Raw genomic sequence first — 23,239 nt, 5'->3', positions numbered from 1 at the left:
CGGCTCAAGCCAGCCGCTGCTCGGTTTCAGCATCGAACAGCACCGCCCGGGACATATCGACCCTCAGCGCCAAGCGCTCACCGGGCGACACCTCACACTTCGGCCCGACCCGCGCGGTAATCTCCTGCTCCCCTAACGGCAGGCGCAGCAGAATATCGGCACCGGTCGGCTCCACCACGCTCACCTTGGCTTCCAGCAGCGTGCCTTCGGCCTGCTCGCTGAGCCGCACATCCTCTTCGCTGAAATGTTCAGGCCGCAGGCCGAGAATCACCGGCTTGTCGAGCTGCTCCACTAGCCCTGCCGTATGGCGGGCCGCTGGCCACGGCAGCAGCAGGTCGGCTTCATCGGGGGTGGCAATGCGCAGTGCATAGCCATCGCCGTCGGCTTCCAGCGTAGCGCGGATGAAGTTCATCGACGGTGAACCCATAAAACCCGCTACGAACATATCCACCGGGTTGTTATAGACCTCATCAGGGCTGCCTAACTGCAGAATATGGCCATCACGCATCACCGCGATGCAGTCCGCTAGGGTCATGGCCTCTACTTGGTCGTGGGTAACGTAGACGATGGTGGTGCCTAAACGTTGGTGGAGCTTTTTAATCTCGGTGCGCATATCCACGCGCAGCTTGGCGTCCAGGTTTGAGAGCGGCTCGTCGAACAGGTAGACCTTAGGCTCCCGCGCTAAGGCGCGGCCCATGGCCACCCGCTGGCGCTGGCCGCCGGAGAGCTGGGCGGGCTTGCGTTCTAACAGGTGGGAAATCTGCAGCAGATCGGCCACCCGCTCCACGGCGGCTTCCCGCTCGGCCTTGGGCACTTTGCGCATCTCTAGGCCGAAGCTGATGTTTTGGCGTACGGTCATGCTGGGGTACAGGGCGTAAGACTGGAACACCATGGCAATATCGCGCTCGGCGGGGGTGCGCCAGGTGACGTCTTCGCCGTCGATATAGATATTGCCGCTGGTGACCGGTTCAAGGCCTGCGATGGCGTTCATCAGCGTGGATTTACCACAGCCGGATGGCCCCACCAGAATCAAAAACTCGCCGGAATCGATGGAGATGCTGACATCTTTCAGCACCCGCTCGCTGCCAAACTCTTTGCGTACGTTGTGAATCTCTAACGCTGCCATTATCAAAATCCTGTTCTAAGGGAGCTGGCAAGACACGCATTGGCACCGGTCAGATCACCCCTTGGCGGGGGCGCTGTAAACCCTTCCCTGGGCGCTACTTTCGCCGTCCTGGCGAAAGACCCCCGCTACGGGGAGATGCTGACCTCTACCTGGGACTGCCATGCACCTAGTTGTTATTAGCCCTTTACGGAGCCTGCCGTTAGCCCACGCACGAAGTATTTACCCGCCAGCACGTACACCACCAGGGTGGGCAGTGCGGCAATCATGGCGGCGGCCATATCGACGTTGTATTCGCGCACGCCGGTGGAGGTGTTCACCAGATTATTGAGCGCCACGGTCACCGGCTGGGTGTCGTGTGCCGAGAACGCCACGCCGAATAGGAAGTCGTTCCAGATTTGGGTGAACTGCCAAATCACCGAGACCACGATGATAGGGGCGGACACCGGCAGCAGGATGCGCCAGAAAATACGGAAGAATCCGGCACCGTCCAGCTTGGCCGCCGACACCAGCTCGTTGGGAATGCCCACGTAGAAGTTGCGGAAGAACAGCGTGGTAAAGGCGATACCAAACACCACGTGCACCAGGATCAGCCCCGCCCGCGAGCTGGAAAGCCCCAGCCAGCCCAGGGTTTGTGCCATGGGCAGCAGCACCACCTGAAACGGGATAAAGCAGCCAAACAGCATCAGCGCGAAGACCAGCTCGGAGCCTTTGAAGCGCCATTTGGTCAGGGCGTAGCCGTTCAGCGCTCCTACGGCGGTGGAGATCAGCACCGCAGGAATGACGATAGCAAAGGAGTTCCAGAAATAACCGCCCACGCCTTCGCAGCGCATGCCGGTGCAGGCTTCGCCCCAGGCTTTTGTCCAGGGGGCCAGCGTTGGGTTTTGCGGTAACGACAGCAGCGTACCGGCGCTGATTTCGCTCAGCGGTTTGATGGAAGTCATCAACATGACCACCAGCGGCAGAACGTAGAACAGCGCGGCGATGATCAGTACCGCGTACAGCACGCCCCGCCACAACTTGGCCGCAGGCGTTTGGCGACGAATCACATTAGCCATGTTTGCGGCTCCTTAGTTCGGAGTAGAGGTAAGGAATCAGGATGGCCAGCACACCGCCGAGCATCAGCATGGCACTGGCAGAGCCCAGGCCGATTTGCGCGCGGTTAAAGGCGTGGGTGTACATAAAGGTGGCGGGTAAGTCCGTTGCGTAACCCGGCCCGCCGCCGGTGAGGGCCACTACCAAGTCAAAACTCTTGATCGCAATATGGGCCAGAATCATCACCGCGCTGAACACCACCGGGCGGAGGCAGGGCATGACCACCCGCCAGTAAATGCGCGGTAGGCTTGCGCCATCGAGCTGTGCAGCTTTGACGATGCTGTCGTCAATACCGCGCAGCCCGGCTAAAAACAGCGCCATCACGAAGCCAGAGGCCTGCCAGACGGCGGCGATCACCAGGGTATACACCGCCATATCCGGATCAACGATCCAGTCGAACTCGAACGACTCGAAGCCCCAGCTGCGCACCATGGCCTGAATGCCTAGCTGCGGATTCAGCAGCCACTTCCACACGACCCCCGTGACGATGAACGACAGTGCCATGGGGTAGAGATACACCGTGCGCAGCGCGCCCTCCTGACGAATCTTTTGATCCAACAGCATCGCCAGCAGCGCACCCAGCACGAGGCAGATAATGATAAACAGCGCGCCAAAGATCATCAGGTTAGTGGAGGCGACCCACCAACGCTCGTTGGCCATCAGCCGCGCATACTGGCCAAACCCGACGAAGTCGTAGCTTGGCAACATGCGTGAGCTGGTGAGAGATAAAACAAAGGTCCACAGCATAAAGCCGTAAACAAAAAACAGAGACACCGCCACCGAGGGTGCCAGCACTAGCCGTGGCAGCCAGGCTTGCAGCCGACCGGATACCGTTGGCCGCAACGCGGTGCGCGTTGTGGTTTCGCTCATGGGAAATTCCTCGCCAATCAACCGCTAGCGCCGCCGTTGCGGCGGCGCTGGTTACGTACGTTCAGCGCTTATTCCGCGCTGTTGCCGGAATGGCGCCGCGTTTAAAACGAAGCGGCTTCAGCGGCACTAACCATACGTTGGGCGGCTTCTTCGGCGGGCATATCGGCGTCGTTGAAGTAGTTAGTGACGACGTCAAAAATAGCCCCCTGAACGTCGGCGCGAACGGCCATACCGTGGGCCATGCTGGGCACTAAGCCACCTTCATCGGCGGTGCGTTGGAAGTCCGCCAGCGACTGCTGGGCACAGCTGTCGAACTCGCTCATATCCAGGTCAGGACGCGCGGGAATAGAGCCTTTGGCAAGGTTGAAGGCTTCCTGGAAGGTGGGCTCTAACACCAAGCGCGCCAGCGTGTGCTGAGCTTCGCGCTCGGCATCATCGGTGACGCGGAACATCGCCAGGCTGTCGATATTGAAGGTAAAGGCGTCTTCGGTGCCCGGCGCGGCGGCGCACAGGTAGTCCTCACCGGCGGTAAGGCCCGCAGCAGTGAACTCACCCTTCGCCCAATCACCCATCAACTGGAAGCCCGCTACGCCTTCAATCACCATCGCGGTGGCAATGTTCCAATCACGGCCCGGCATGCCTTCGTCCATCAGCTCGCGCAGGCGTTTGAAGTCTTCCAGCGCGGCGACCATCTGTTCGCCGCCCAGGGCTTCCGGGTCTAGCTCCACCAGCGCCTGCTGATAGAACTCAGTGCCTTGGCTACCCAGCACCACGCTTTCAAACACGGTGGCGTCCTGCCAGGACTGGCCACCGTGGGCTAGCGGCACAAAACCCGCTTCACGAATGGCTTCCCCGGCGGCAAACAGCTCGTCTAGGGTGGTGGGCATTTCTACGCCAGCGGCTTCCAGCACGTCCGGGTTGGCCCACAGCCAGTTAACCCGGTGTACGTTCGCAGGCACGGCTACGTACTGGCCGTCGTAACGCATAATATCGGCCACAATCTCTGGTAACAGGTCGTTCCAGCCTTCGGCATCCGCCACTTCATTTAAGTCACCCAGCAGGCCAAGCTCGCCCCACTCCTGAATTTCCGGGCCTTTAATTTGCGCGGCGGAGGGTGGGTTACCTGACATGGCGCGGGATTTAAGCACCGTCATCGCTGTTTCACCGCCACCACCGGCCACCGCAAAGTCCTGCCAGCCGTAACCTTCGGCTTCGAGTAGCTCTTTGAGGACGTTGGCCGCGCGGGCTTCACCACCGGATGTCCACCAGTGGAGTACTTCGACATCGCTTGCTTGGGTAGTGCCTGCGGCCATGGCGGTGCCTGCCGCTAAGGCCAGTGCGAGGGCGGATTTTTTAAACGTGGGCAACTGCTTAATCAGCATGGGTAGCTCCTGCTATTGTTGTTATCGCGAACACCAGCCCTGAAAGGCTTGGCGGCTATCGCTGTTGTAATGCCGTGACACACGCGGTGTAAAACGGCTTTTAGCAGAGTACGACAGCGAGCCGCATAACGGGAGTTACCGAGTCCTGCATAGTATTACAAGTCTGTAACACTTGATTGGCGAGGCAGCGTTAGCGTGGCCAACAAGCCGCCTGCGGGGTGATTAGCAAGGGTAATATCGCCCCCATGGGCACGGGCGATATGCCGGGCAATGCCTAGCCCCAGGCCGCTTCCACCGGTGTGGCGGCTTCTGGACACCTCCAGGCGTACAAAGGGTGAAAACACGCGGCCAAGCTGATCCTTAGGGATGCCAGGGCCACTGTCGTGAATATGTAGGCGCACCACGCCCGCCTGCTCTTCTAGCGTTACCCTCGCCCGCTGGCCGTAAAACACCGCATTCTCTAATAGGTTCGCCAGGCAGCGCTTCATCGCCAGCGGTTTGACCGTTAGTGGCGCCACTTGCCCTGCCACCTGCACTTCGCCCCCCTGCAAGCGCAGCGCCTCGGCCAGCTCGGTCGTTAGCGCGTTGAGATCCGTTGGCTGCGGCTCTTCATGCAGATCTAACCCCTTGACCGAGGCGAGCGCGCCTTTGACCAGCTCGGATAGCTCATCCAGCGAGGCGCAGAAGCGCTCACGCTGAATCGGGTCATCCAGCATTTCAGCCCGTAAGCGCATGCGGGTAATCGGCGTTTTTAAGTCGTGGGAGATTGCAGAGAAGAGCCGCTCGCGCTCCTCCACCTGCTCGCGAATACGCCGCTGCATGCGGTTAAACGCTACGGCGGTGGCCGCTACCTCCTTGGGGCCACTCTCTCTCAGCGGCGGGCTGTCCAGGTCATCGCCGAGCTGACGTGCCGCCCGGGAGAGCCTTGCCAGCGGCCGCGTCACGCTGGTGATGCCCAATAGCGACAGCGCCAGCACGGTGAGCAGCACGACGATGCCCGCTAGCAGTCGCTCTTCTGAGAGCCATCGGTAGCCGCTGAAAATATCCGGCACGCCCAGCAGCGTGGCGACATAGAGCCAAGTATCCGGAGCAAGCTCCAGCTGCACCACCAGAATGGGCGGCGAAAGGGGCTCCATTAACAGGCTGTGCTGGCCCCAGCGGGGCGGCAGGTCGTAAAGCAGCACTTCATTATTGAAGACCCGCAGGGTTTCCGGGCGGGAGAACTCCACCACCACATCGTCAATCGAGAGCTGCTGGGTCAGAATGGTGCGCACGTTGCTCACCACCACCTCTTTTTCCAGGCCGCTGCCGATATCCGCCACGGGAATACGCCGCTCGTTCACGCTGACAAAAAAGCGCGTGCCGCCCATGCTGCGCAGCTGGTCGAGCACGATATGCCGATAGTCCACCGGCAGCGAACGGAAGAATTTCATGGTGGAGGCGATGCTAAACGCCATGTTGCTGGAGAGCTCATCGAGCTGTTCGAGCTGGCTGGCGCGCACCTGAGAGGTCCAAATGGTATAGCTCGCCACCTGGGCGGCCAGCACCCCGGCAATCATAATAATGACGAAGCGCCCGCGCAGGCTGCCGGGCAGCCAGTGCGAGTGTCGTTTTAGCCAGCGTCGCCACGACGTCACGACGCCGCATCTACCCTGGCCGTGAGCACGTAGCCCGCCCCGCGTACGGTACGAATCAGCTGTGAATGCTGGGCATCTTCACCTAACCGCTGACGTAGCCGACACACGTGCACGTCAATCGAGCGGTCCAACGGCGGCGCATCGCGGCCACGGGTCAGGGTGTAGAGATCATCGCGAGTAATCACCTGGGCGGGGCGCTCTAAAAACACCTGGAGCAGCTGAAAATCTGCCCCGGAAAGCGCGGTGCGCTCACCGGTGTGATCCACTAATTCCCGCGTCATTCGGTCGAGCTGCCACTCACCAAAGCGTACCCAGCGCGCTTCATGAGGGGCGGCCGCCGGGCGCGTGCGGCGTAGTACCGCTTTAATGCGCGCAAGCAGCTCGCGGGGATTGAAGGGTTTGCCGATATAGTCGTCGGCCCCTAATTCCAGCCCCAAGATACGGTCGGTATCGTCAGCGCTGGCGGTGAGCATGATGATGGGGGTGTCGTTGGTTTTGCGGAGCTCACGGCAGATGGTAAAACCGTCATCCCCCGGCATCATCACATCGACGATCAGTAAATCCGGCGTGTGTTCGGCAAGCTGTTGGTAGAGCGCATTCGCCCCCTCTGCGGTCAGCACGTGGTAACCGTGCCGCCCCAGGTAATCCGCCAGCAGCTCGCGAATTTCCGGGTCATCGTCGACCACCATCAAGGTCGCAGGCGTGGTTGTCATCGTGGAAAGCGCCCCTAAGTTATTATCGTTTTAAGGGCTAGATGATGGTGGAGCGCTCCGCCTACCGCAAGCGGCTATCGACTAAGGTGGCAGAGCGAAAATGACAGCGACAAATGCTAAAGCCCAAAGCGCTGCTTAAGGAATAACGCCACCGCTGCTTCGCCGTGGTGGCCGATCCGCTGGGCGTCTGGCACGCGATCAAACAGCGCCGGATGGGCGTTGGCCATCACCTGGGCCTCACCTGCCAGGGTGAGCATTTCGGTGTCGTTGAGGTTATCGCCAAAGGCCAGGCAGTCGGCGGCGGTGAGCCCAAGCGACTCCAGCAACGCCGCTAGCGCCACGCCTTTATTCACCCCGCCCGCCATGATCTCTAGCGAGTCCACCGTAGAGTAGGTAATGTGGAGCCCATCGCCATGCGCCGCTTGGGCCTGAGCCTCCAATTCTGCGAGCGCGTCCGGGTCGCCTAAATAGAGCACTTTACCCACGCCGTTGGCGTCCATCTGCTCCGGTGGCACGACCTCATAGCGAAAGCCCGTCGAGGCGTGTAATGAAAGCAAGTGCGGCGCTTCGGCCTCCACATGCCAGCCCGCTTCGCGGTAAAGGCTGAGGCGCACTTGGGGCGGCCGGGGTAAATGAATCAGCGTGTGGGCGTGATCCGGGTTGAGGTGCGACGCGCTCACCAAGCCATCGTCCGGGTCGTGGGTGTAAGCCCCGTTGGTGCTAATCAGGTGAGCAGGCACGCCCAGCTCATCGCGGAAGACGCGCATATCGTGGTAGTGGCGGCCAGAGGCCAGCGCCAAATGGTGCCCCTGCCGAACCAACTCTTGGAGCACCTCCACGGTGCTGTCATGTAACCGGTGGTCGCTGCCCAGCAACGTACCGTCCAGGTCAGAAACGATCAGGCGAGGGGTCATCAAAGCGCTCCTTGTGCGTTAGCAGGGTTAGCGTGGCAGTTCGCTCAGCTTAACCGATTCAGCCAACCGTAAGTAAGTCATTGACCTGCCGTCGCCATCGCCACTTCCCCAGGGGCAACGATTGGCGCGGCCAGTGGGAATCCGTATAGTGGCAACCTACTCTCGCCAACTGATTGAACACATGCTTCAAAACAACTCCCTGCTTGCCCAGCTCAAGCAACAGATCCGTGAAACCACCCCGCGCGCTGAAGGGGTGATCAAAGCCACAGAAAAAGGCTTTGGTTTTCTTGAAACTGATAGCGGCGAATCCTATTTCGTGCCGCCCCCCGCCATGAAACAGGTCCTGCACGGCGACCGTGTGGAAGCCGTGATTCACGAGAACGGTGATAAAAAGTCGGTTGAGCCTGAAAAGCTTATTGAAGCCGGTTTAGACCGCTTCGTTGCTCGCGTGCAAAAGCGCGAAGGCCGCCTCGCGGTGGTGCCGGATCACCCCTCGATTCGCAACGTTCTAAAAGCACGCATCAAAAACAGCCTGGATGAAGACTCGATTGCCGACGGCGATTGGGTCGTGGCGCGTTTGGTGCGTCACCCGCTAAAAGAGAACGACCGCGGCTTCTTCACTCAGATTGATGAGCTAGTGGCCAAAGCCGATAACCCGGCCGTGCCGTGGCGCGTGACGCTTGCTCGCCACGCGCTGGAGCAAGAGTGCCCGGATGCCGGCAGCGACTGGCCGCTGCACGATGAAGGCCTCACCCGTGAAGACCTCACCGAGCAGCCGTACTTCACGATCGACGGTGAAAAAACCCGCGATATGGATGACGCGCTGCACGTAGTGGCACGCCCGGAAGGCGGCTGGCAACTGAGCGTGGCGATTGCCGACCCCACCGCTTATGTGGAAGAGGGCCACGCTGCTGACCTGGAAGCCCGCGTCCGTGCATTTACCGTGTACCTGCCGGGCCAGAACGTGACCATGCTGCCCGAGCAGTTGGCGGATGATCTTTGCTCGCTGTGGGAAGGCCAAGAGCGCCCTGCCCTAGCCTGCACGCTGAACATTAACGCCGACGGCAGCCTGGGCGACTACCGCTTCTTCGCGGCCAACGTGAAGTCCCACGCTAAGCTGGTGTACGAGCGCGTCTCTGACTGGATTGAAGGCCAAGGCGACTGGGCACCGGCAGATACTATTGCCGAGCAGCTACACGCCCTGCGTGAGCTGACCGAAGCCCGTACCGCGTGGCGTAACGAGCACGCGCTGGTATTTAAAGATCGTCCTGATTACGTGTTCGAGCTGGATGAAGCGGGCAACGTGCTGGGGATTCATACCGAAGACCGCCGCATTGCCAACCGCATGATCGAAGAGTCGATGATTGCTGCCAACGCCTGCTGTGCGGACTTCCTGGCCAGCCATATCGGCCACGGCATCTTCAACGTGCACCGCGCTTTCGAGCCGGAAAAAGCCGAAGCGGCACAAGAGTTCCTGGCGACTCAGGACATCGAAGTGGCTCAGGAAGCGCTCACCGAGCTTGCCCACTATAAAGAGCTGAAGCGTGCGCTTGAGAGCCGCGACGACGCTTGGCTGGATGCGCGCCTGCGCCGTTTCCAGGGCTTCACCAGCATGTCAGCCCAGCCTGGCCCGCACTTCGGCCTAGGGCTGCCCGCCTACGCCACCTGGACCTCGCCGATTCGTAAGTATGGCGATATGGTCAATCACCGCTTGATCAAGCGCGTGCTGAAGGGCGAGCAGGCACCGGCAGAAGCCAGCCAGCAGCTCACCGAGCAGCTCACCGAGCGCCGCCGCCTGAACCGCATGGCCGAGCGCGACGTGAAAGATTGGCTCTACGTGCGCTACCTGACTCCAGCCGCGCAGAATCAGGACACCTTTGACGCAGAGATCATGGCGATCAACCGTGGCGGCATGCGGGTTCGCCTGATCGAGAACGGCGCGACGGCGTTCGTGCCCGCCCCCTTGATGCACAGCGACCGCGATAAAGTGGTCATCGATGACAAAGAGGGCCGCATTCAGATCGAAGGCGAAGAGCGCTTCAAGCTGGGCGATAGCCTGCGCGTATCGCTCACGGAAGCCCGCGAAGAGACGCGCTCGCTGGTTGCCAAACCCGCTGCCTAAACCCACGGGGCATTTGCCAGCAAGCGCTAAACGCCACGGCCATGCCGTGGCGTTTTTATTTCCGCCGCGCGGTGACGTTGTCGCAGAACTGACTTATTTCTACCCTAAGGTAATTCGATGACACTCATGTGGCTCGGAGGTTACCTTGCACATCGCCGATGTGACCATGTTCCACGCCCCGGCAAGCGGCGGCGTTCGCACCTATTTACAGGCCAAGCATCGCGTCCTCTCGCGCACACCCAACCTCCGTACCAGCCTGCTGGTGCCAGGGGCTGAGCGTGATAGTTTGGGCGACCACCACACGCTACCAGCGCTGCATCTGCCTCTTGGGCAAGGCTATCGATTCCCGCTGCGCCGCCGCCCTTGGCGTGATGCCTTGGTAGACCTCTCCCCCACGTTAATCGAAGCAGGCGACCCTTACGTTACCGCTTGGGCAGCGCTGGAGGCTGGCCAGCGCTTGGGCGTGCCGGTGGTGGGTTTCTACCACTCCGATTTACCCCACTTGATGGGCGACCGTTTTGGCCGCCATGTTCGCCAACGGCTAATTCGCTACGTGGTGGACCTGTACCAGCGCTTTGATAGCGTGCTGGCTCCCTGCCATGCGATGGCCAACCGACTCACCGAGTGGGGCGTGCCCAACGTGCGCGTGCAGTCGTTAGGGGTTGATTTAGAGCAGTTTCACCCTTCACGGCGCGACCCCGGGTTCCGTACGGCCATGGGTATTCCTGCGGATAAAAAGCTGCTGATCTTTGTCGGCCGCTTTTCCCGAGAAAAGAATATCGACGTACTACTCGCCACCATGCGGGCGCTTGGCAGCGACTACCACCTGCTGCTAATGGGACCGGGCATGCCGACTCAAGTACCTAGCAATGTCACGGTGGTCAATCGCTGCTGCGGTAGCCATGAAGTGGCCCGCGCGCTTGCCAGTAGCGATGCGCTGCTGCATGCGGGCACCCGCGAAACCTTTGGGCTGGTGGCCCAGGAAGCGATGGCCAGCGGCCTGCCGGTGATTGGCGCGCGGGCAGGCGCGCTGATCGAGAACGTGCCGCTGGGCGCGGGCGTGCTTTGCCAGCCGCTTGACCCGGACGCGATGGCGGACGCCTGCTCCGCGCTGTTTAGCAACGATATTGCCGCCAGCGGACGCTACGCGCGCCATTTTGTGGAGCGCCAGTTTAGCTGGGACAGCGTCATTGGCTCGCTGCTGACGCACTATGTCGATCTATGCGGACTCGAACAGCCCGATGCCCGTGTCGTCCGCCGCTAAACCTCAACGGCTGCTGCGCTTTCGTCCGCTACACGGCGTTCTACTGCTGGTTGCCCTGGTAGCGCCGCTGGTGCTCACATCGCTTGCAGGGGGCAGCCAAGCGTTTGAGCATGTGGCGCAGTTTCCCATTGGCCTACTGGTCCTGATGATCGCCATGGCCGCGCTGTGCTGGAACTTGAACGCTGCTCGGCTACGCCTGATGCTGAACGGCCGCGCTGGCCAGCTTGGGCAGAGGGGCGCGCTGGGCATCGAGCTGGCAGCGAAGTGCGCGCTCTGCGCGACGCCAGGCGGTAGCGGCGGCCCGGCCACTCTGCTGTTACTACTTGCCCAGCGGGGATTTTCGCCCTCAAAAGGCACCGCCGTATTTCTCATCGACCAGGGGTGCGACCTGCTGTTCTTTCTGCTGATGCTGAGCGGTTTGGTGGCGATGTCGGTTTTCGGGGATGCCCAGTGGCCACACCAGGGGCTGGTTCAGCTCTCGTTACTGGGATTGGCGCTGCTAGCGGCGGGCGTCTCGCTGATGATGGGGTACTTACCCAAGCTGCTGCGTACTCGACGCCAGTGGCTGGCCTGGCTACGCCCTAGCCGCAAGCGCTGGCTGGTCCGGCGGCTGTTACGCTGTCGCCATGCGCTGCGTATGACGCTGGCGCTACCCAAAGCCACATTGGCAGCGATGCTGGCACTCACAACCCTACACTGGCTGCTGCGCTACAGCTTGCTTTACCTAGCGGTGATTGGCATCGGGGGGCATGCCGACTGGCTCTGGACGTTTTTAACTCAGATGCTGGCCATGGCCGCCAGCCAATTCAGCTTTCTGCCTGGCGGCGCAGGAGCGGCTGAAGTGGGGGTCGGAAGCCTGTTGCTTCCCTTGATGGGCCGGGAGCAGGCCGCTGCCGCCGTGTTGGTTTGGCGGCTGATTAGCTACCACTTGTATCTTGCCGCTGGCGCGCCGCTGCTACTGCTCTACAGCGCGCGCATGCTGCGTCAGCGCTAGCCACCTCACCGCTTGACTTAACCTCCTCAAACGCAAAAAGGGCACCCGAAGGTGCCCTTTTCAGCGTCACGAAGAAAATGCGCGGCTTACCAGCCGGTTACTTCCTTCAGCGCGTCGCCAATTTGCGCCAAAGAGCGAACGGTTTTCACACCGGCGTCTTCAAGAGCCGCAAATTTCTCATCGGCAGTACCTTTACCGCCAGAGATGATGGCGCCCGCGTGGCCCATACGCTTGCCAGGAGGTGCAGTGACACCGGCAATGTAGGAAACCACCGGCTTTGAAACGTTGGCCTTGATGTAAGCCGCGGCTTCTTCTTCGGCGGTGCCGCCGATTTCACCGATCATCACGATCGCTTCGGTTTTCGGGTCCTTCTCGAACATCTCCAGGATGTCGATGAAGTTAGAACCCGGAATCGGGTCGCCGCCGATACCGACACAGGTAGACTGACCGAAACCGTGGTCAGTGGTCTGCTTAACGGCTTCATAGGTCAGAGTACCAGAGCGGGAAACGATACCAACGCGGCCCGGCTGGTGGATGTGACCCGGCATGATACCGATTTTGCACTCACCGGGAGTGATCACACCCGGGCAGTTCGGGCCGATCAGGCGTACGCCCAGCTCGTCGCATTTTACTTTTGCGTCGAGCATATCGAGGGTCGCGATGCCTTCGGTGATGCACACGATCAGCTTGATGCCAGCGTTCGCAGCTTCAAGGATCGAGTCTTTGCAGAACGGTGCCGGTACGTAGATCACGCTGGCTTCTGCGCCGGTTTTCTCGACCGCTTCTTTCACGGTGTTGAAAACAGGCAGGCCCAGGTGCGTCTGGCCGCCTTTGCCCGGCGTAACACCACCGACCATTTGCGTGCCATAGGCAATCGCCTGCTCGGAGTGGAACGTGCCCTGGCCACCGGTGAAACCTTGGCAGATGACCTTGGTGTTCTTATCGATCAGGATGCTCATTACTTGCCCTCCGCTGCTTTTACAACCTGCTGAGCCGCGTCGGTCAGACTGGTAGCAGCGATGATGTTCAGACCGCTAGACGCCAGTTTTTCAGCGCCCAATTCAGCGTTGTTACCTTCCAGACGAACGACCACCGGGACGTTAACGCCCACTTGCTCAACGGCACCGATGATGCCTTCAGCAATCATGTCGCAACGAACGATGCCGCCGAAGATGTTCACCAGAACGGCTTTCACGTTGTCGTCAGACAGGATGATCTTGAACGCTTCTGCGACGCGCTCTTTGGTCGCGCCGCCGCCAACGTCCAGGAAGTTAGCGGGTTTGCCGCCACTCAGGTTGACGATGTCCATGGTGCCCATGGCCAGGCCTGCGCCGTTCACCATGCAACCAATGTTACCGTCGAGGGCGACGTAGTTAAGTTCCCACTTCGCCGCGTCGGCTTCACGCTGATCTTCCTGGGAAGGATCGCGCATGGCCTGCAGGTCCGGGTGACGGTACAGGGCGTTGCTATCCAGGCCCAGTTTGGCATCCAAGCAGTGCAGGTTGCCTTCGTCAGTGATGACCAGCGGGTTGATCTCAAGAAGTGCCAGATCTTTGTCGTGGAACAGCTTGGACAGACCCAGGAAAATCTTGGTGAACTGCTTCACCTGATCACCTTCCAGGCCCAGCGCAAAGGCCAGCTCGCGAGCTTGGTAGGGCTGTGCGCCGACCAGCGGATCGATTTCAGCTTTGAGGATCTTTTCCGGCGTCTCTTCGGCGACGGTTTCAATCTCAACACCGCCTTCGGTAGAGGCCATGAAGACCACACGGCGGGTAGTACGGTCAACAACCGCACCCAGGTAGAGCTCGTCTGCGATGTTGGTGCAGGTCTCTACCAGAATTTTAGCAACCGGCTGACCTTTTTCGTCAGTCTGGTAAGTCACCAGGTTTTTACCCAGCCACTGCTCGGCGAAGGTTTTAGCTTCTGCCGGGTCTTTAATCAGCTTAACGCCGCCCGCTTTACCGCGGCCACCAGCGTGAACCTGGGCTTTAACCACCCACATGTCACCGCCGATTTTTTTGCACGCTTCTACTGCTTCTTCGGGAGTGTCCACGGCAAAGCCTTTGGACACTGGCAGACCATAATCAGCAAACAGCTGTTTGCCTTGATACTCGTGAAGGTTCATCGATTCATGCCATTGGTTGCATGTGACTCGAACGATGATCAGCTGGCTCGACAGACTACCTGCAAAGCACTGATCATCCCCGTACTTTCAATTCCCTAACAGTTACCGTGCAGGGCTGAAAGTGTTGCGCCACCTGACGGTGGCGCTTGGTTGTTGCTTAGCGAATTACTTACGCTTCTTACGGTTTGCCATATGAATCGCATGGCCTTCTACCGCAAGTGCCGCTTCGTGCACGGCTTCCGACATGGTCGGGTGCGCGTAGCAGGTCAGCGCGAGGTCTTCAGCGCTAGAGCCGAATTCCATCGCGATAACGCCTTGGGCGATCATTTCACCCGCGTGCTGACCCACGATGTGCATGCCGAGGATACGGTCAGTTTCCGCATCGGCAATGATCTTGGCGCTGCCTTCGGTAGCGTTGTTCGCCATGGCACGACCGCTGGCCGCGAACGGGAAGCTGCCAGTTTTGACTTCGATGCCCTTAGCTTTGGCATCTTGCTCGGTCATACCCACCCACGCCACTTCCGGGAAGGTGTAGATCACGTTCGGAATGGTGTCGTAGTTCATCTCGGCTTTGTGGCCAGCGATGATGTCCGCCACCATGATGCCCTCTTCAGACGCTTTGTGCGCCAGCATCGGACCGCGTACACAGTCACCTATGGCGTAAACGCCCGGCACGTTGGTGCGGCACTGGTCGTCGACGAAGATAAAGCCACGCTCGTCCAGCTCGACGCTTACACCGTCAGCGATCACGCCTTTGGTGTAGGGGCGACGGCCAACGCAAACGATCAGCTTGTCGAAGGTCATTTCCTGTTCGCCGTTGGCATCGTTGTACTTGACGACGACTTCGTCGCCTTTCGCTTCCGAACCGGTCACACGGGCGCCCAGTTTGATATCCAGACCCTGCTTCTTGAGCAGTTTCTGGGTCTCTTTGGCAATTGCGGTGTCGACCATCGGCAGGAAGGAGTCCATCGCTTCCAGAACGGTTACTTCAGAACCTAAACGATTCCAAACGCTGCCCAGCTCAAGGCCGATAACACCAGCACCGATAACGCCAAGACGCTTCGGCGTTTCCTGGAATTCCAGTGCGCCGGTAGAATCGACAATCAGGCCTTCGGTCAGCGGGGTCGGCGGAATTTCCACCGGCACGGAACCTGCTGCGATGACGATGTTGTCGGCGTCGTAAGTGGTGGTGTTGCCGTCGAGGTCTGTCACCTCAACCTGCTTGCCAGAAACCACTTTACCGGTCCCTTCGATGGCAGTAACGCCGTTAGCCTTGAACAGGCCAGAGATGCCGCCGGTCAAGTTCTTAACGATCTTGTCCTTGCGCGCCATCATTTTCTTGACGTCCATGGTGACGTCACCGGCTTCAATACCCATGTCGTCGAAATCGTGCTTGGCTTCGACGAACTTGTGCGACGCTTCAAGCAACGCTTTGGACGGGATACAGCCTACGTTCAAGCAGGTGCCGCCGTGTACGACCTTACCTTCTTTACCGATCCATTTTTCAACACAGGCGGTTTTCAGACCCAGCTGCGCAGCGCGAATAGCCGCTACGTAGCCACCAGGGCCTGCACCGATAACGATCACGTCAAACTTGTCAGCCATGTTGGCTCCTTTAGCTTGGTGGCCTCCTCCCGGTGGGATGACAGCGGGAAGGAGGCTGAGTGCGATTAACTAAGCGTGCTCATGAATAGCGAAGGCGGATCAGCGCGCTTCGTTATACGTCCAGCAGCAGACGAGCCGGGTCTTCCAACAGCTCTTTAATCGTAACCAGGAATTGTACCGCGTCTTTGCCGTCGATCATGCGGTGGTCGTAAGAGAGTGCCAGATACATCATCGGGCGAATCTCGACCTTGCCATTGACCGCCATCGGACGCTCCTGGATCTTGTGCATGCCCAGGATCGCAGTTTGCGGCGGGTTGATGATCGGCGTCGACATCAGCGAGCCAAAGATACCGCCATTGGTAATGGTGAAGGTGCCGCCCTGCATTTCGTCGATGCCCAGCTTACCGTCACGCGCCCGCTTACCAAAGTCGACGATCGTCTTCTCGACGTCGGCGATTTTCATGCTGTCGGTATCACGCAAAACCGGTACCACGAGGCCGCGATCCGTCGATACGGCCACGCCGATATCCTGGTAGCCGTGGTAAACGATATCGGTACCGTCGATGGAGGCGTTGACATCTGGGAAGCGCTTGAGAGCTTCGGATGCGGCTTTCACGAAGAAGCCCATGAAGCCGAGCTTGGTGTCGTGGGCCTTCAGGAAGGTATCTTTGTACTGGGCACGAAGCGACATTACCGCGCCCATGTCCACTTCGTTGTACGTGGTCAACATGGCAGCGGTCTGCTGAGCCTGAACCAAACGCTTGGCGATGGTTTGACGCAGTCGGCTCATCGGCACGCGCTTCTCGGCACGCTCACCCTCGACCGCTGGCGCAGCAGCGGCTTTGGCAGGTGCAGAGGATTTGGCCGCTTTCTTGGCCGAGCCATCTTTAACGGCTTTCTGCACGTCTTCTTTCAGAATACGGCCGCCTTTGCCGGTGCCTTCGATCTTGGACACATCCAAATCGTGCTCGGCCACCATTTTACGTGCCGCCGGTGCGAGAATCTTATCGCCGACTTTCTCGTCAGCGCCTTCGTCGTCGCTGCTGGAAGTGTCGTTAGAAGCCGGTGCGCTAGCTTCATCGCTACCGCCACCTTCAACGAAGGTCGCCAGAATCGCTTCGGACTCTACTTGGCTGCCCTCTTCGGCCTTGATCTCTTGCAGCGCGCCGTCAGCCGGTGCTACGACTTCCAGCACGACTTTGTCGGTTTCGATGTCGGCGAGTACTTCGTCACGCTTGACCGCTTCGCCGACCTTCTTGTGCCACGTGGCGACGGTGCCTTCCTGGATGGACTCAGGGAAGCTAGGCGCTTTTACATCGTGCTTTTTACCGCCGCCAGCAGGCTTAGACTCTGCTTTTGATTCGGTTTTTTCAGCGCTGCTATCGCTAGAAGCGCTCTCTTTAGAAGAACTATCTTCTTTGCTGCCAGACGCGCTGCCTTCGCCAATTTTGCCCAATACTTGCTCAGACTCGACGGTATCGCCCTCTTCGGCCATTACGTCGGTCAGGGTACCCGCTTCCGGTGCGACGACTTCGAGCACCACTTTGTCGGTTTCGATTTCAACAATCAGCTCGTCGCGTTCGACGCTGTCACCCGGCTTTTTATGCCAAGCGGCCACAGTGCCTTCGGCAACGGATTCCGGAAAGGTTGGCGCTTTGATCTCAGTAGCCATGTCGTTTCCCTTATGTGTTCTCTAAACCCGGTGGGCGCTTATAGATTAAAAGCGTCTTCCACCAGCTGGCGCTGCTGTTCAGTGTGGACGGACATGTAGCCCGCTGCCGGAGCAGCCGAGGCAGGACGCCCTGCGAATTTCAACTCACGCCCAAGGCCGTCTTTCAACATATCGGCCACGGTACGCATGTGGTGCTGACTGGAGTACCAGGCGCCTTGGTTCAGCGGCTCTTCCTGACACCACACGATGTCTTCCACATTGGCATACGCCTGGAGCACTTCCAGAAGCTCTTCTTTCGGGAAGGGGTAGAGCTGCTCTAGACGAATGATCGCCGTATCGTCACGCTCGTTTTCAGCGCGCCAGTTAGCCAAATCGTAGTAGACCTTACCGGCACACATGATGACGCGGGTGACGTTGTCGGCGTCGAGATTCGCTTGATCCGGCAGTACCATGTGGAACTTGCCGTGGGCGAGATCTTCCAGGCTCGACACTGCTTCTTTGTGGCGTAGCAGCGACTTCGGCGACATGACCACCAGCGGCTTGCGCAGCGGACGAATCACCTGGCGGCGCAGCAAATGGAAAATCTGCGCAGGCGTCGTCGGTACGCACACCTGCATGTTGTGCTCGGCGCACAGCTGCAAGAAGCGCTCTAAACGGGCTGAGGAGTGCTCGGGCCCCTGCCCCTCATAGCCATGAGGCAGCAGCATGGTCAAACCACACAGACGGCCCCACTTGGTTTCACCCGAGGAGATGAACTGATCCACCACCACCTGGGCGCCGTTGAAGAAGTCACCGAACTGCGCTTCCCAGATGACCAGGTCATTCGGGGCGGTGGTCGAGTAACCGTATTCGAACGCCAACACGGCCTCTTCCGAAAGGAACGAGTCGTGAATGGTGAAGCGCGGCTGACCATCGGACATGTTTTGCAGCGGCACGTAGGTCGAACCATCTTTCTGGTTGTGCACGACCGCATGGCGGTGGGAGAACGTCCCGCGACCTACGTCCTGGCCGGTGATACGGATCGGATGGCCTTGGTCCAGCAGCGTGGCGTACGCCAGGGTTTCTGCAAAGCCCCAGTTGAGCCCCATGCCGCCCGCCTGCATTTTGCGACGGTCTTCATAGATCTTAGCAACCTGGCGCTGAACGTCGACACCGTCCGGAATGTCGCACATCTTCGCGGCTAGCTGCTGAAGGCGCTTCATATCGAAGGTGGTGTCGGCATCGCCGGTCCACTCGTGGCCAAGGTACGGCGCCCAATCCACGAACAGTGACGTGTTCGGCTCTTGCACCAGGGCGTTGGCCACGTGGTTACCCGCCACGAGATCATCGCGATAGGTTTCCACCATCGCTTTGGCGTCCTCTTCCGAGATAACGCCCTCCTCTACCAAGCGCTGCGCGTAAAGCGTGCGCGAAGAGGGATGATCTTTGATCTTGGCGTACATCATCGGCTGAGTGCCTGACGGCTCATCCGCCTCGTTGTGACCACGGCGGCGGTAGCAAACCAGATCGATCACGACGTCTTTCTTAAACTGCTGACGATAATCCAGCGCCACTTGGGTGGCGTGAATCACTGCGTCAGGGTCATCGCCGTTGACATGGAAAATCGGCGCCTGAACCATTTTGGCAATGTCAGTACAGTATTCCGTAGAGCGCGCATCCAAGGGGTTCGAGGTGGTGAAGCCCACTTGGTTATTGATGACGATATGCACCGTGCCGCCCGTTTTGTAGGCACGGGTTTGAGACATCTGGAATGTCTCCATCACCACGCCCTGACCGGCGAAAGCGGCATCACCATGGACGTTGATGGGCAGTACTTTGCTGCCTTCATCGTCGTTACGACGATCCTGGCGGGCGCGTACGGACCCTTCGACCACCGGCGCAACGATCTCCAGGTGCGACGGGTTGAACGACATGGCGAGGTGGACTTCCCCACCCGGTGACATGACGTTCGAGCTAAAGCCCTGGTGGTATTTCACATCGCCAGAGCCACGCTCGATGACTTTCTTGCCATCGAACTCGTCGATCAGATCCGCCGGGTTTTTACCCAGGATATTGACCAGCAGGTTCAAGCGGCCACGGTGAGCCATGCCAATGACGACTTCTTTGGTGCCGTAGCCACCGGCGCGCTGAATCAGTTCGTCCATCATTGGCACGAACGACTCACCACCTTCAAGACCGAAGCGTTTGGTGCCTGGGTACTTGGACGCCAGGTAGTTTTCCAAACCTTCCGCTGCGGTCAAGCGCTCCAGTACGTGCTTACGCACATCGTCGCTGAACTTGGGCGCACTGCGGACAGACTCGAAACGACGCTGCAACCAACGCTTCTCTTCGGTATCGACGATGTGCATGATTTCGCAACCGATGGAGCGACAGTAGGTCTGCTCCAGCGCGTCGACGATGTCACGCAGCGGCGCTTTATCAATACCCAGGAAGAAAGAACCGGTTTGAAACTCGGTGTCGAGATCAGCTTTAGAGAGCTGGTGGAACGACAGGTCGAGGTCGGGAACGGGGGTGGGATTACGCAGCCCAAGCGGGTCGATATTGGCCTTCTGATGGCCACGGAAGCGATAAGCGTTGATCAGCTGCAGGACTTTGACCTGCTTTTTGTTCTCACCGCTGTCGGGGGCGGCGGCTACCCGGCCCGGGCGGCTTTCACGGCCCAGTTGGTAGAACTGATCACGAATGGGGCTTAGTGGAACATCGTGGGAGGCACTGCCCTCAGGACGCGGCAGCTGGTCAAAATAGCTGCGCCACTCGTCTGAGACAGAATCAGGATCGGCGAGGTACTGCTCGTAAAGCGCTTCCACGTAGTGGACATTGCCACCACTAACGTGAGAGGAACGCCACATCAACTCCATTATGCCTTGTTGCATCTCTCGGTCACCCTGCACTGATGGGGTGGTATCGGCATCGCTGCATGCGCGCAACGACATCGCTATTGCCCTGCCGGCGGGGCGGGACGTTTGCCGGCGGCGCCGACCGAAGGCCGGAAGCCCTTGTTCATACACGTATTTGCGACGCGTTTCTCACTCAGTTCATGCTCAAAAGCCGGTACTTAAAGCACCGGCTTTTAAACTTGACTGGTCACGGTGCGACGCGTCGCCGCACCGTGACAGCCCCTATGATAACAAGCGAAGCGCTACGATTTAAGTAGCTTTATGCTGCAACTTACGTGGCAGACGCTTTTTATTCATAGGATTAAGTAGTTACGTGGCGTCCGCGAGCAACATTTCACGAATTTTACCAATCGCACGGGTCGGGTTGAGCCCTTTCGGACACACGGCGACGCAGTTCATGATGCCACGGCAGCGGAAGACCGAGAACGGATCTTCCAGGCTGGTCAGGCGCTCACGGGTTGCAGTATCGCGGCTGTCGGCCAGGAAGCGGTAGGACTGCAGCAGACCCGCTGGGCCTACGAACTTGTCCGGATTCCACCAGAACGACGGACACGACGTGGAGCAGCACGCGCAGAGAATACACTCGTACAGGCCGTCGAGCTTGTCGCGCTCTTCCGGCGACTGCAGGCGCTCGATGGCCGGTGCCGGGGTGTCGTTCTGCAGGTACGGCTGAATACGCTCGTACTGCTTATAGAACAGCCCCATATCGACCACCATATCGCGGATGACCGGAAGGCCAGGCAGCGGGCGGAGTGTCAGCTTGTTGTTTTTCACAACGTCTGACAGCGGCGTGATGCACGCCAAGCCATTTTTGCCGTTCATGTTCATGCCATCGGAACCGCACACGCCTTCACGGCAGCTACGGCGATAGGCCAGACCGCTGTCTTGCTCTTTCATCAAGTGCAGAACATCCAGCACCATCAGATCGCGGCCTTTGGTATCGACCTGAAACTCCTGCATATAAGGTGCGGAGTCGGTTTCCGGATTGTAGCGGTATACGGATACCTGAAGATTGGACATGGTGACTCCCTCTCGTCGGTGCGGAGATTAGTAGGTACGAACCTTGGGCTCGAACGTATCGACGGTTTTCGGCTTGAAGTTGACGTCGCGCTTCTTCAGCTCTTTGCTGGCTGGGAAGTAGAGCGAGTGTTTCAGCCAGTTAACATCATCACGGTCAGGGTAGTCGTAGCGCGAGTGGGCACCACGGCTCTCTTTACGCTCGAGGGCAGCAATCGCCGTTGCTTCTGCCACTTCCATCAGGTTGTCCAGCTCCAGCGCTTCGACACGAGCCGTGTTGAACGCGTTGGATTTGTCCGGCAGGTGCGCATTGGCAATGCGGCCACGCAGGTCCGCCAGCTTTTTGACACCTTCTTGCATGTTTTTCTCTTCACGGAATACACCGAAAGAGTTCTGCATGATGTCTTGCAGCTCGGCTTTCAGCGCCGGAATGCTTTCGCCACCCTCTTCGGATTCGTTCCAGCGCGTGATGCGCTTCATTGCGAACTCGATGTCAGACTCGGAAGCGTCGAGGTATTCGATACCTTCGTTCAGCGCGCCTTCGATGAACATACCCGCCGCACGGCCGAACACCACCAGGTCAAGCAGTGAGTTACCGCCCAGGCGGTTAGCACCGTGAACGGATACACACGCCGCTTCACCACAAGCGAACAGGCCGTTGACGATACGATCGTTGCCGTCGTCGTCTTGGGTGATGGCCTGGCCATGGATGTTGGTCGGAATACCGCCCATCATATAGTGGCAGGTCGGCACGACCGGAATCGGGTCTTTCGCCGGATCGACGTGAGCGAAGGTTTTAGACAGCTCTACGATACCCGGCAGACGCTTGCCAAGAACTTCTTCACCCAGGTGATCGAGTTTCAAGAAGACGTGGTCGCCCTTCTCGCCACAACCGCGGCCTTCGAGGATTTCCATGACCATGGAGCGTGCCACGACGTCACGACCTGCCAAGTCTTTGGCGTTGGGCGCATAGCGCTCCATGAAACGCTCGCCGTCTTTATTGATCAGGTAGCCGCCTTCACCACGGCAACCTTCGGTCACCAGGGTGCCCGCACCGTAAATACCGGTCGGGTGGAACTGCCACATTTCCATGTCCTGCATCGGGAAGCCAGCGCGCAGCGCCATACCAATGCCGTCACCGGTATTGATCAGAGCGTTGGTGGTAGAAGCGTAAATACGGCCCGCACCGCCAGTGGCCAGAACCGTGGCTTTCGATTTGACGTGCACCACTTCACCGGTTTCGATGCACATGGCGATACAGCCTACTACATCACCACTGGCGTTCTTGACCAGGTCAACCGCGTACCACTCGTTCAAGAAGGTGGTGTTGTTCTTGAGGTTGTTCTGGTACAGAGTATGCAGCAGCGCATGGCCGGTACGGTCGGCTGCCGCACAGGTGCGAGCCGCCTGGCCGCCTTCGCCAAAGTTTTTCGACTGACCGCCAAACGGGCGCTGGTAGATACGGCCGTTATCGAAACGCGAGAACGGTAGGCCCATGTGCTCCAGTTCGAAGACCGCTTTGGGGCCTTCGGAACACATGTATTCTGCGGCGTCTTGGTCAGCAATATAGTCGCCGCCTTTGACCGTGTCGTACATGTGCCAGCGCCAGTCGTCGTTCGGGTCGGCAGACGCGATGGCACAAGTGATGCCGCCTTGAGCGGAAACCGTGTGAGAGCGTGTCGGGAACACTTTGGACAGAACGGCTGTCTTCTTACCGGATTTCGCCAGTTCAAGCGCAGCACGCAGGCCAGAGCCACCGCCACCGATGATAATGGCGTCGAATGTCAGGCTACGAAGGTTAGACATGTA

The 23,239-nt window shown here is 59.3% G+C and carries 17 protein-coding genes; 3 read left to right on the top strand and 14 right to left on the bottom strand.

What is annotated here, in order from left to right; genetic code table 11:
• Window positions 1-4 precede the first annotated feature (4 nt).
• From CTT34_RS05550 to CTT34_RS05520, 7 genes are all read right to left on the bottom strand, one after another.
• Entirely contained in the window at window positions 5-1,126 is a 1,122-nt protein-coding gene (locus tag CTT34_RS05550) for an ABC transporter ATP-binding protein (RefSeq protein WP_159341552.1), read from the bottom strand.
• A 176-nt stretch (window positions 1,127-1,302) separates the two neighbouring features.
• Window positions 1,303-2,181 (bottom strand): carbohydrate ABC transporter permease, encoded by an 879-nt coding sequence (locus CTT34_RS05545; protein ID WP_159341551.1) that lies wholly within the window; start codon window positions 2,179-2,181, stop codon window positions 1,303-1,305.
• On the bottom strand, window positions 2,174-3,088 hold the full coding sequence (locus CTT34_RS05540) for a carbohydrate ABC transporter permease (protein WP_159341550.1): 915 nt from the start codon (window positions 3,086-3,088) through the stop codon (window positions 2,174-2,176). The genes CTT34_RS05545 and CTT34_RS05540 overlap by 8 nt, the downstream gene beginning before the upstream one ends.
• 101 nt (window positions 3,089-3,189) lie before the next feature.
• On the bottom strand, window positions 3,190-4,470 hold the full coding sequence (locus CTT34_RS05535) for an ABC transporter substrate-binding protein (protein ID WP_159341549.1): 1,281 nt from the start codon (window positions 4,468-4,470) through the stop codon (window positions 3,190-3,192).
• 155 nt (window positions 4,471-4,625) lie between these two features.
• Window positions 4,626-6,029: an ATP-binding protein gene (locus CTT34_RS05530; RefSeq protein WP_254436481.1), complete on the bottom strand. Its 1,404-nt coding sequence runs from the start codon at window positions 6,027-6,029 to the stop codon at window positions 4,626-4,628.
• Between the two features lie 74 nt (window positions 6,030-6,103).
• Entirely contained in the window at window positions 6,104-6,820 is a 717-nt protein-coding gene (locus CTT34_RS05525) for a response regulator (protein WP_159341547.1), read from the bottom strand.
• Window positions 6,821-6,936: 116 nt separating this feature from the next.
• Entirely contained in the window at window positions 6,937-7,734 is a 798-nt protein-coding gene (locus CTT34_RS05520; RefSeq protein WP_159341546.1) for a Cof-type HAD-IIB family hydrolase, read from the bottom strand.
• Window positions 7,735-7,915: 181 nt separating this feature from the next.
• On the opposite strand from CTT34_RS05520, the gene CTT34_RS05515 reads away from it, so the two are divergent.
• The 3 genes from CTT34_RS05515 to CTT34_RS05505 all read left to right on the top strand — a co-directional run bounded on the left by CTT34_RS05515 (window position 7,916) and on the right by CTT34_RS05505 (window position 12,114).
• Window positions 7,916-9,856: an exoribonuclease II gene (locus CTT34_RS05515; RefSeq protein ID WP_159343717.1), complete on the top strand. Its 1,941-nt coding sequence runs from the start codon at window positions 7,916-7,918 to the stop codon at window positions 9,854-9,856.
• Window positions 9,857-10,001: 145 nt separating this feature from the next.
• Window positions 10,002-11,120, top strand: a complete 1,119-nt coding sequence (locus tag CTT34_RS05510; RefSeq protein ID WP_159341545.1) for an N-acetylglucosaminyl phosphatidylglycerol synthase — start codon at window positions 10,002-10,004, stop codon at window positions 11,118-11,120.
• Entirely contained in the window at window positions 11,098-12,114 is a 1,017-nt protein-coding gene (locus CTT34_RS05505) for a glucosaminyl phosphatidylglycerol flippase (protein ID WP_159341544.1), read from the top strand. The genes CTT34_RS05510 and CTT34_RS05505 overlap by 23 nt, the downstream gene beginning before the upstream one ends.
• 86 nt (window positions 12,115-12,200) lie before the next feature.
• Here the strand turns inward: CTT34_RS05505 and sucD are convergent, their stop codons facing one another.
• The 7 genes from sucD to sdhA form a co-directional block, all read right to left on the bottom strand.
• A complete protein-coding gene (gene sucD / locus CTT34_RS05500; RefSeq protein WP_044627828.1) occupies window positions 12,201-13,073 on the bottom strand; it encodes a succinate--CoA ligase subunit alpha in 873 nt (290 codons plus the stop codon).
• A complete protein-coding gene (gene sucC, locus CTT34_RS05495; protein WP_016914526.1) occupies window positions 13,073-14,239 on the bottom strand; it encodes an ADP-forming succinate--CoA ligase subunit beta in 1,167 nt (388 codons plus the stop codon). Before sucC ends, sucD begins: the two co-directional genes overlap by 1 nt.
• A 165-nt stretch (window positions 14,240-14,404) precedes the next feature.
• Window positions 14,405-15,844 carry a dihydrolipoyl dehydrogenase gene (gene lpdA, locus CTT34_RS05490; protein WP_159341543.1) on the bottom strand — a complete coding sequence of 480 codons (1,440 nt, stop codon included), beginning with the start codon at window positions 15,842-15,844 and terminating at the stop codon, window positions 14,405-14,407.
• A 112-nt stretch (window positions 15,845-15,956) separates the two neighbouring features.
• Window positions 15,957-17,516 carry a 2-oxoglutarate dehydrogenase complex dihydrolipoyllysine-residue succinyltransferase gene (odhB, locus tag CTT34_RS05485; RefSeq protein WP_159341542.1) on the bottom strand — a complete coding sequence of 520 codons (1,560 nt, stop codon included), beginning with the start codon at window positions 17,514-17,516 and terminating at the stop codon, window positions 15,957-15,959.
• 38 nt (window positions 17,517-17,554) lie between these two features.
• Window positions 17,555-20,389 carry a 2-oxoglutarate dehydrogenase E1 component gene (locus CTT34_RS05480; RefSeq protein WP_159341541.1) on the bottom strand — a complete coding sequence of 945 codons (2,835 nt, stop codon included), beginning with the start codon at window positions 20,387-20,389 and terminating at the stop codon, window positions 17,555-17,557.
• A gap of 333 nt (window positions 20,390-20,722) precedes the next feature.
• A complete protein-coding gene (locus CTT34_RS05475; RefSeq protein WP_016914530.1) occupies window positions 20,723-21,433 on the bottom strand; it encodes a succinate dehydrogenase iron-sulfur subunit in 711 nt (236 codons plus the stop codon).
• A 27-nt stretch (window positions 21,434-21,460) separates the two neighbouring features.
• Window positions 21,461-23,236, bottom strand: a complete 1,776-nt coding sequence (gene sdhA / locus CTT34_RS05470; protein WP_159341540.1) for a succinate dehydrogenase flavoprotein subunit — start codon at window positions 23,234-23,236, stop codon at window positions 21,461-21,463.
• Window positions 23,237-23,239 lie beyond the last annotated feature (3 nt).

The organism is Halomonas meridiana, from assembly GCF_009846525.1.
In the GTDB taxonomy this organism is placed as follows: domain Bacteria; phylum Pseudomonadota; class Gammaproteobacteria; order Pseudomonadales; family Halomonadaceae; genus Vreelandella.
This window is presented reverse-complemented; position numbering and strand designations above follow the sequence as displayed.

Excerpts from the sequence above, each read along its gene's own strand:
- CTT34_RS05515 (WP_159343717.1), top strand. The coding sequence starts at position 7,916 with ATGCTTCAAAACAACTCCCTGCTTGCCCAGCTCAAGCAACAGATCCGT.
- CTT34_RS05480 (WP_159341541.1), bottom strand. The coding sequence starts at position 20,389 with ATGCAACAAGGCATAATGGAGTTGATGTGGCGTTCCTCTCACGTTAGT.
- CTT34_RS05550 (WP_159341552.1), bottom strand. The coding sequence starts at position 1,126 with ATGGCAGCGTTAGAGATTCACAACGTACGCAAAGAGTTTGGCAGCGAG.
- CTT34_RS05535 (WP_159341549.1), bottom strand. The coding sequence starts at position 4,470 with ATGCTGATTAAGCAGTTGCCCACGTTTAAAAAATCCGCCCTCGCACTG.
- sucC (WP_016914526.1), bottom strand. The coding sequence starts at position 14,239 with ATGAACCTTCACGAGTATCAAGGCAAACAGCTGTTTGCTGATTATGGT.
- CTT34_RS05540 (WP_159341550.1), bottom strand. The coding sequence starts at position 3,088 with ATGAGCGAAACCACAACGCGCACCGCGTTGCGGCCAACGGTATCCGGT.
- sdhA (WP_159341540.1), bottom strand. The coding sequence starts at position 23,236 with ATGTCTAACCTTCGTAGCCTGACATTCGACGCCATTATCATCGGTGGC.
- lpdA (WP_159341543.1), bottom strand. The coding sequence starts at position 15,844 with ATGGCTGACAAGTTTGACGTGATCGTTATCGGTGCAGGCCCTGGTGGC.
- CTT34_RS05475 (WP_016914530.1), bottom strand. The coding sequence starts at position 21,433 with ATGTCCAATCTTCAGGTATCCGTATACCGCTACAATCCGGAAACCGAC.
- odhB (WP_159341542.1), bottom strand. The coding sequence starts at position 17,516 with ATGGCTACTGAGATCAAAGCGCCAACCTTTCCGGAATCCGTTGCCGAA.
- CTT34_RS05520 (WP_159341546.1), bottom strand. The coding sequence starts at position 7,734 with ATGACCCCTCGCCTGATCGTTTCTGACCTGGACGGTACGTTGCTGGGC.
- CTT34_RS05525 (WP_159341547.1), bottom strand. The coding sequence starts at position 6,820 with ATGACAACCACGCCTGCGACCTTGATGGTGGTCGACGATGACCCGGAA.
- sucD (WP_044627828.1), bottom strand. The coding sequence starts at position 13,073 with ATGAGCATCCTGATCGATAAGAACACCAAGGTCATCTGCCAAGGTTTC.
- CTT34_RS05530 (WP_254436481.1), bottom strand. The coding sequence starts at position 6,029 with ATGATTGCCGGGGTGCTGGCCGCCCAGGTGGCGAGCTATACCATTTGG.
- CTT34_RS05505 (WP_159341544.1), top strand. The coding sequence starts at position 11,098 with ATGCCCGTGTCGTCCGCCGCTAAACCTCAACGGCTGCTGCGCTTTCGT.
- CTT34_RS05545 (WP_159341551.1), bottom strand. The coding sequence starts at position 2,181 with ATGGCTAATGTGATTCGTCGCCAAACGCCTGCGGCCAAGTTGTGGCGG.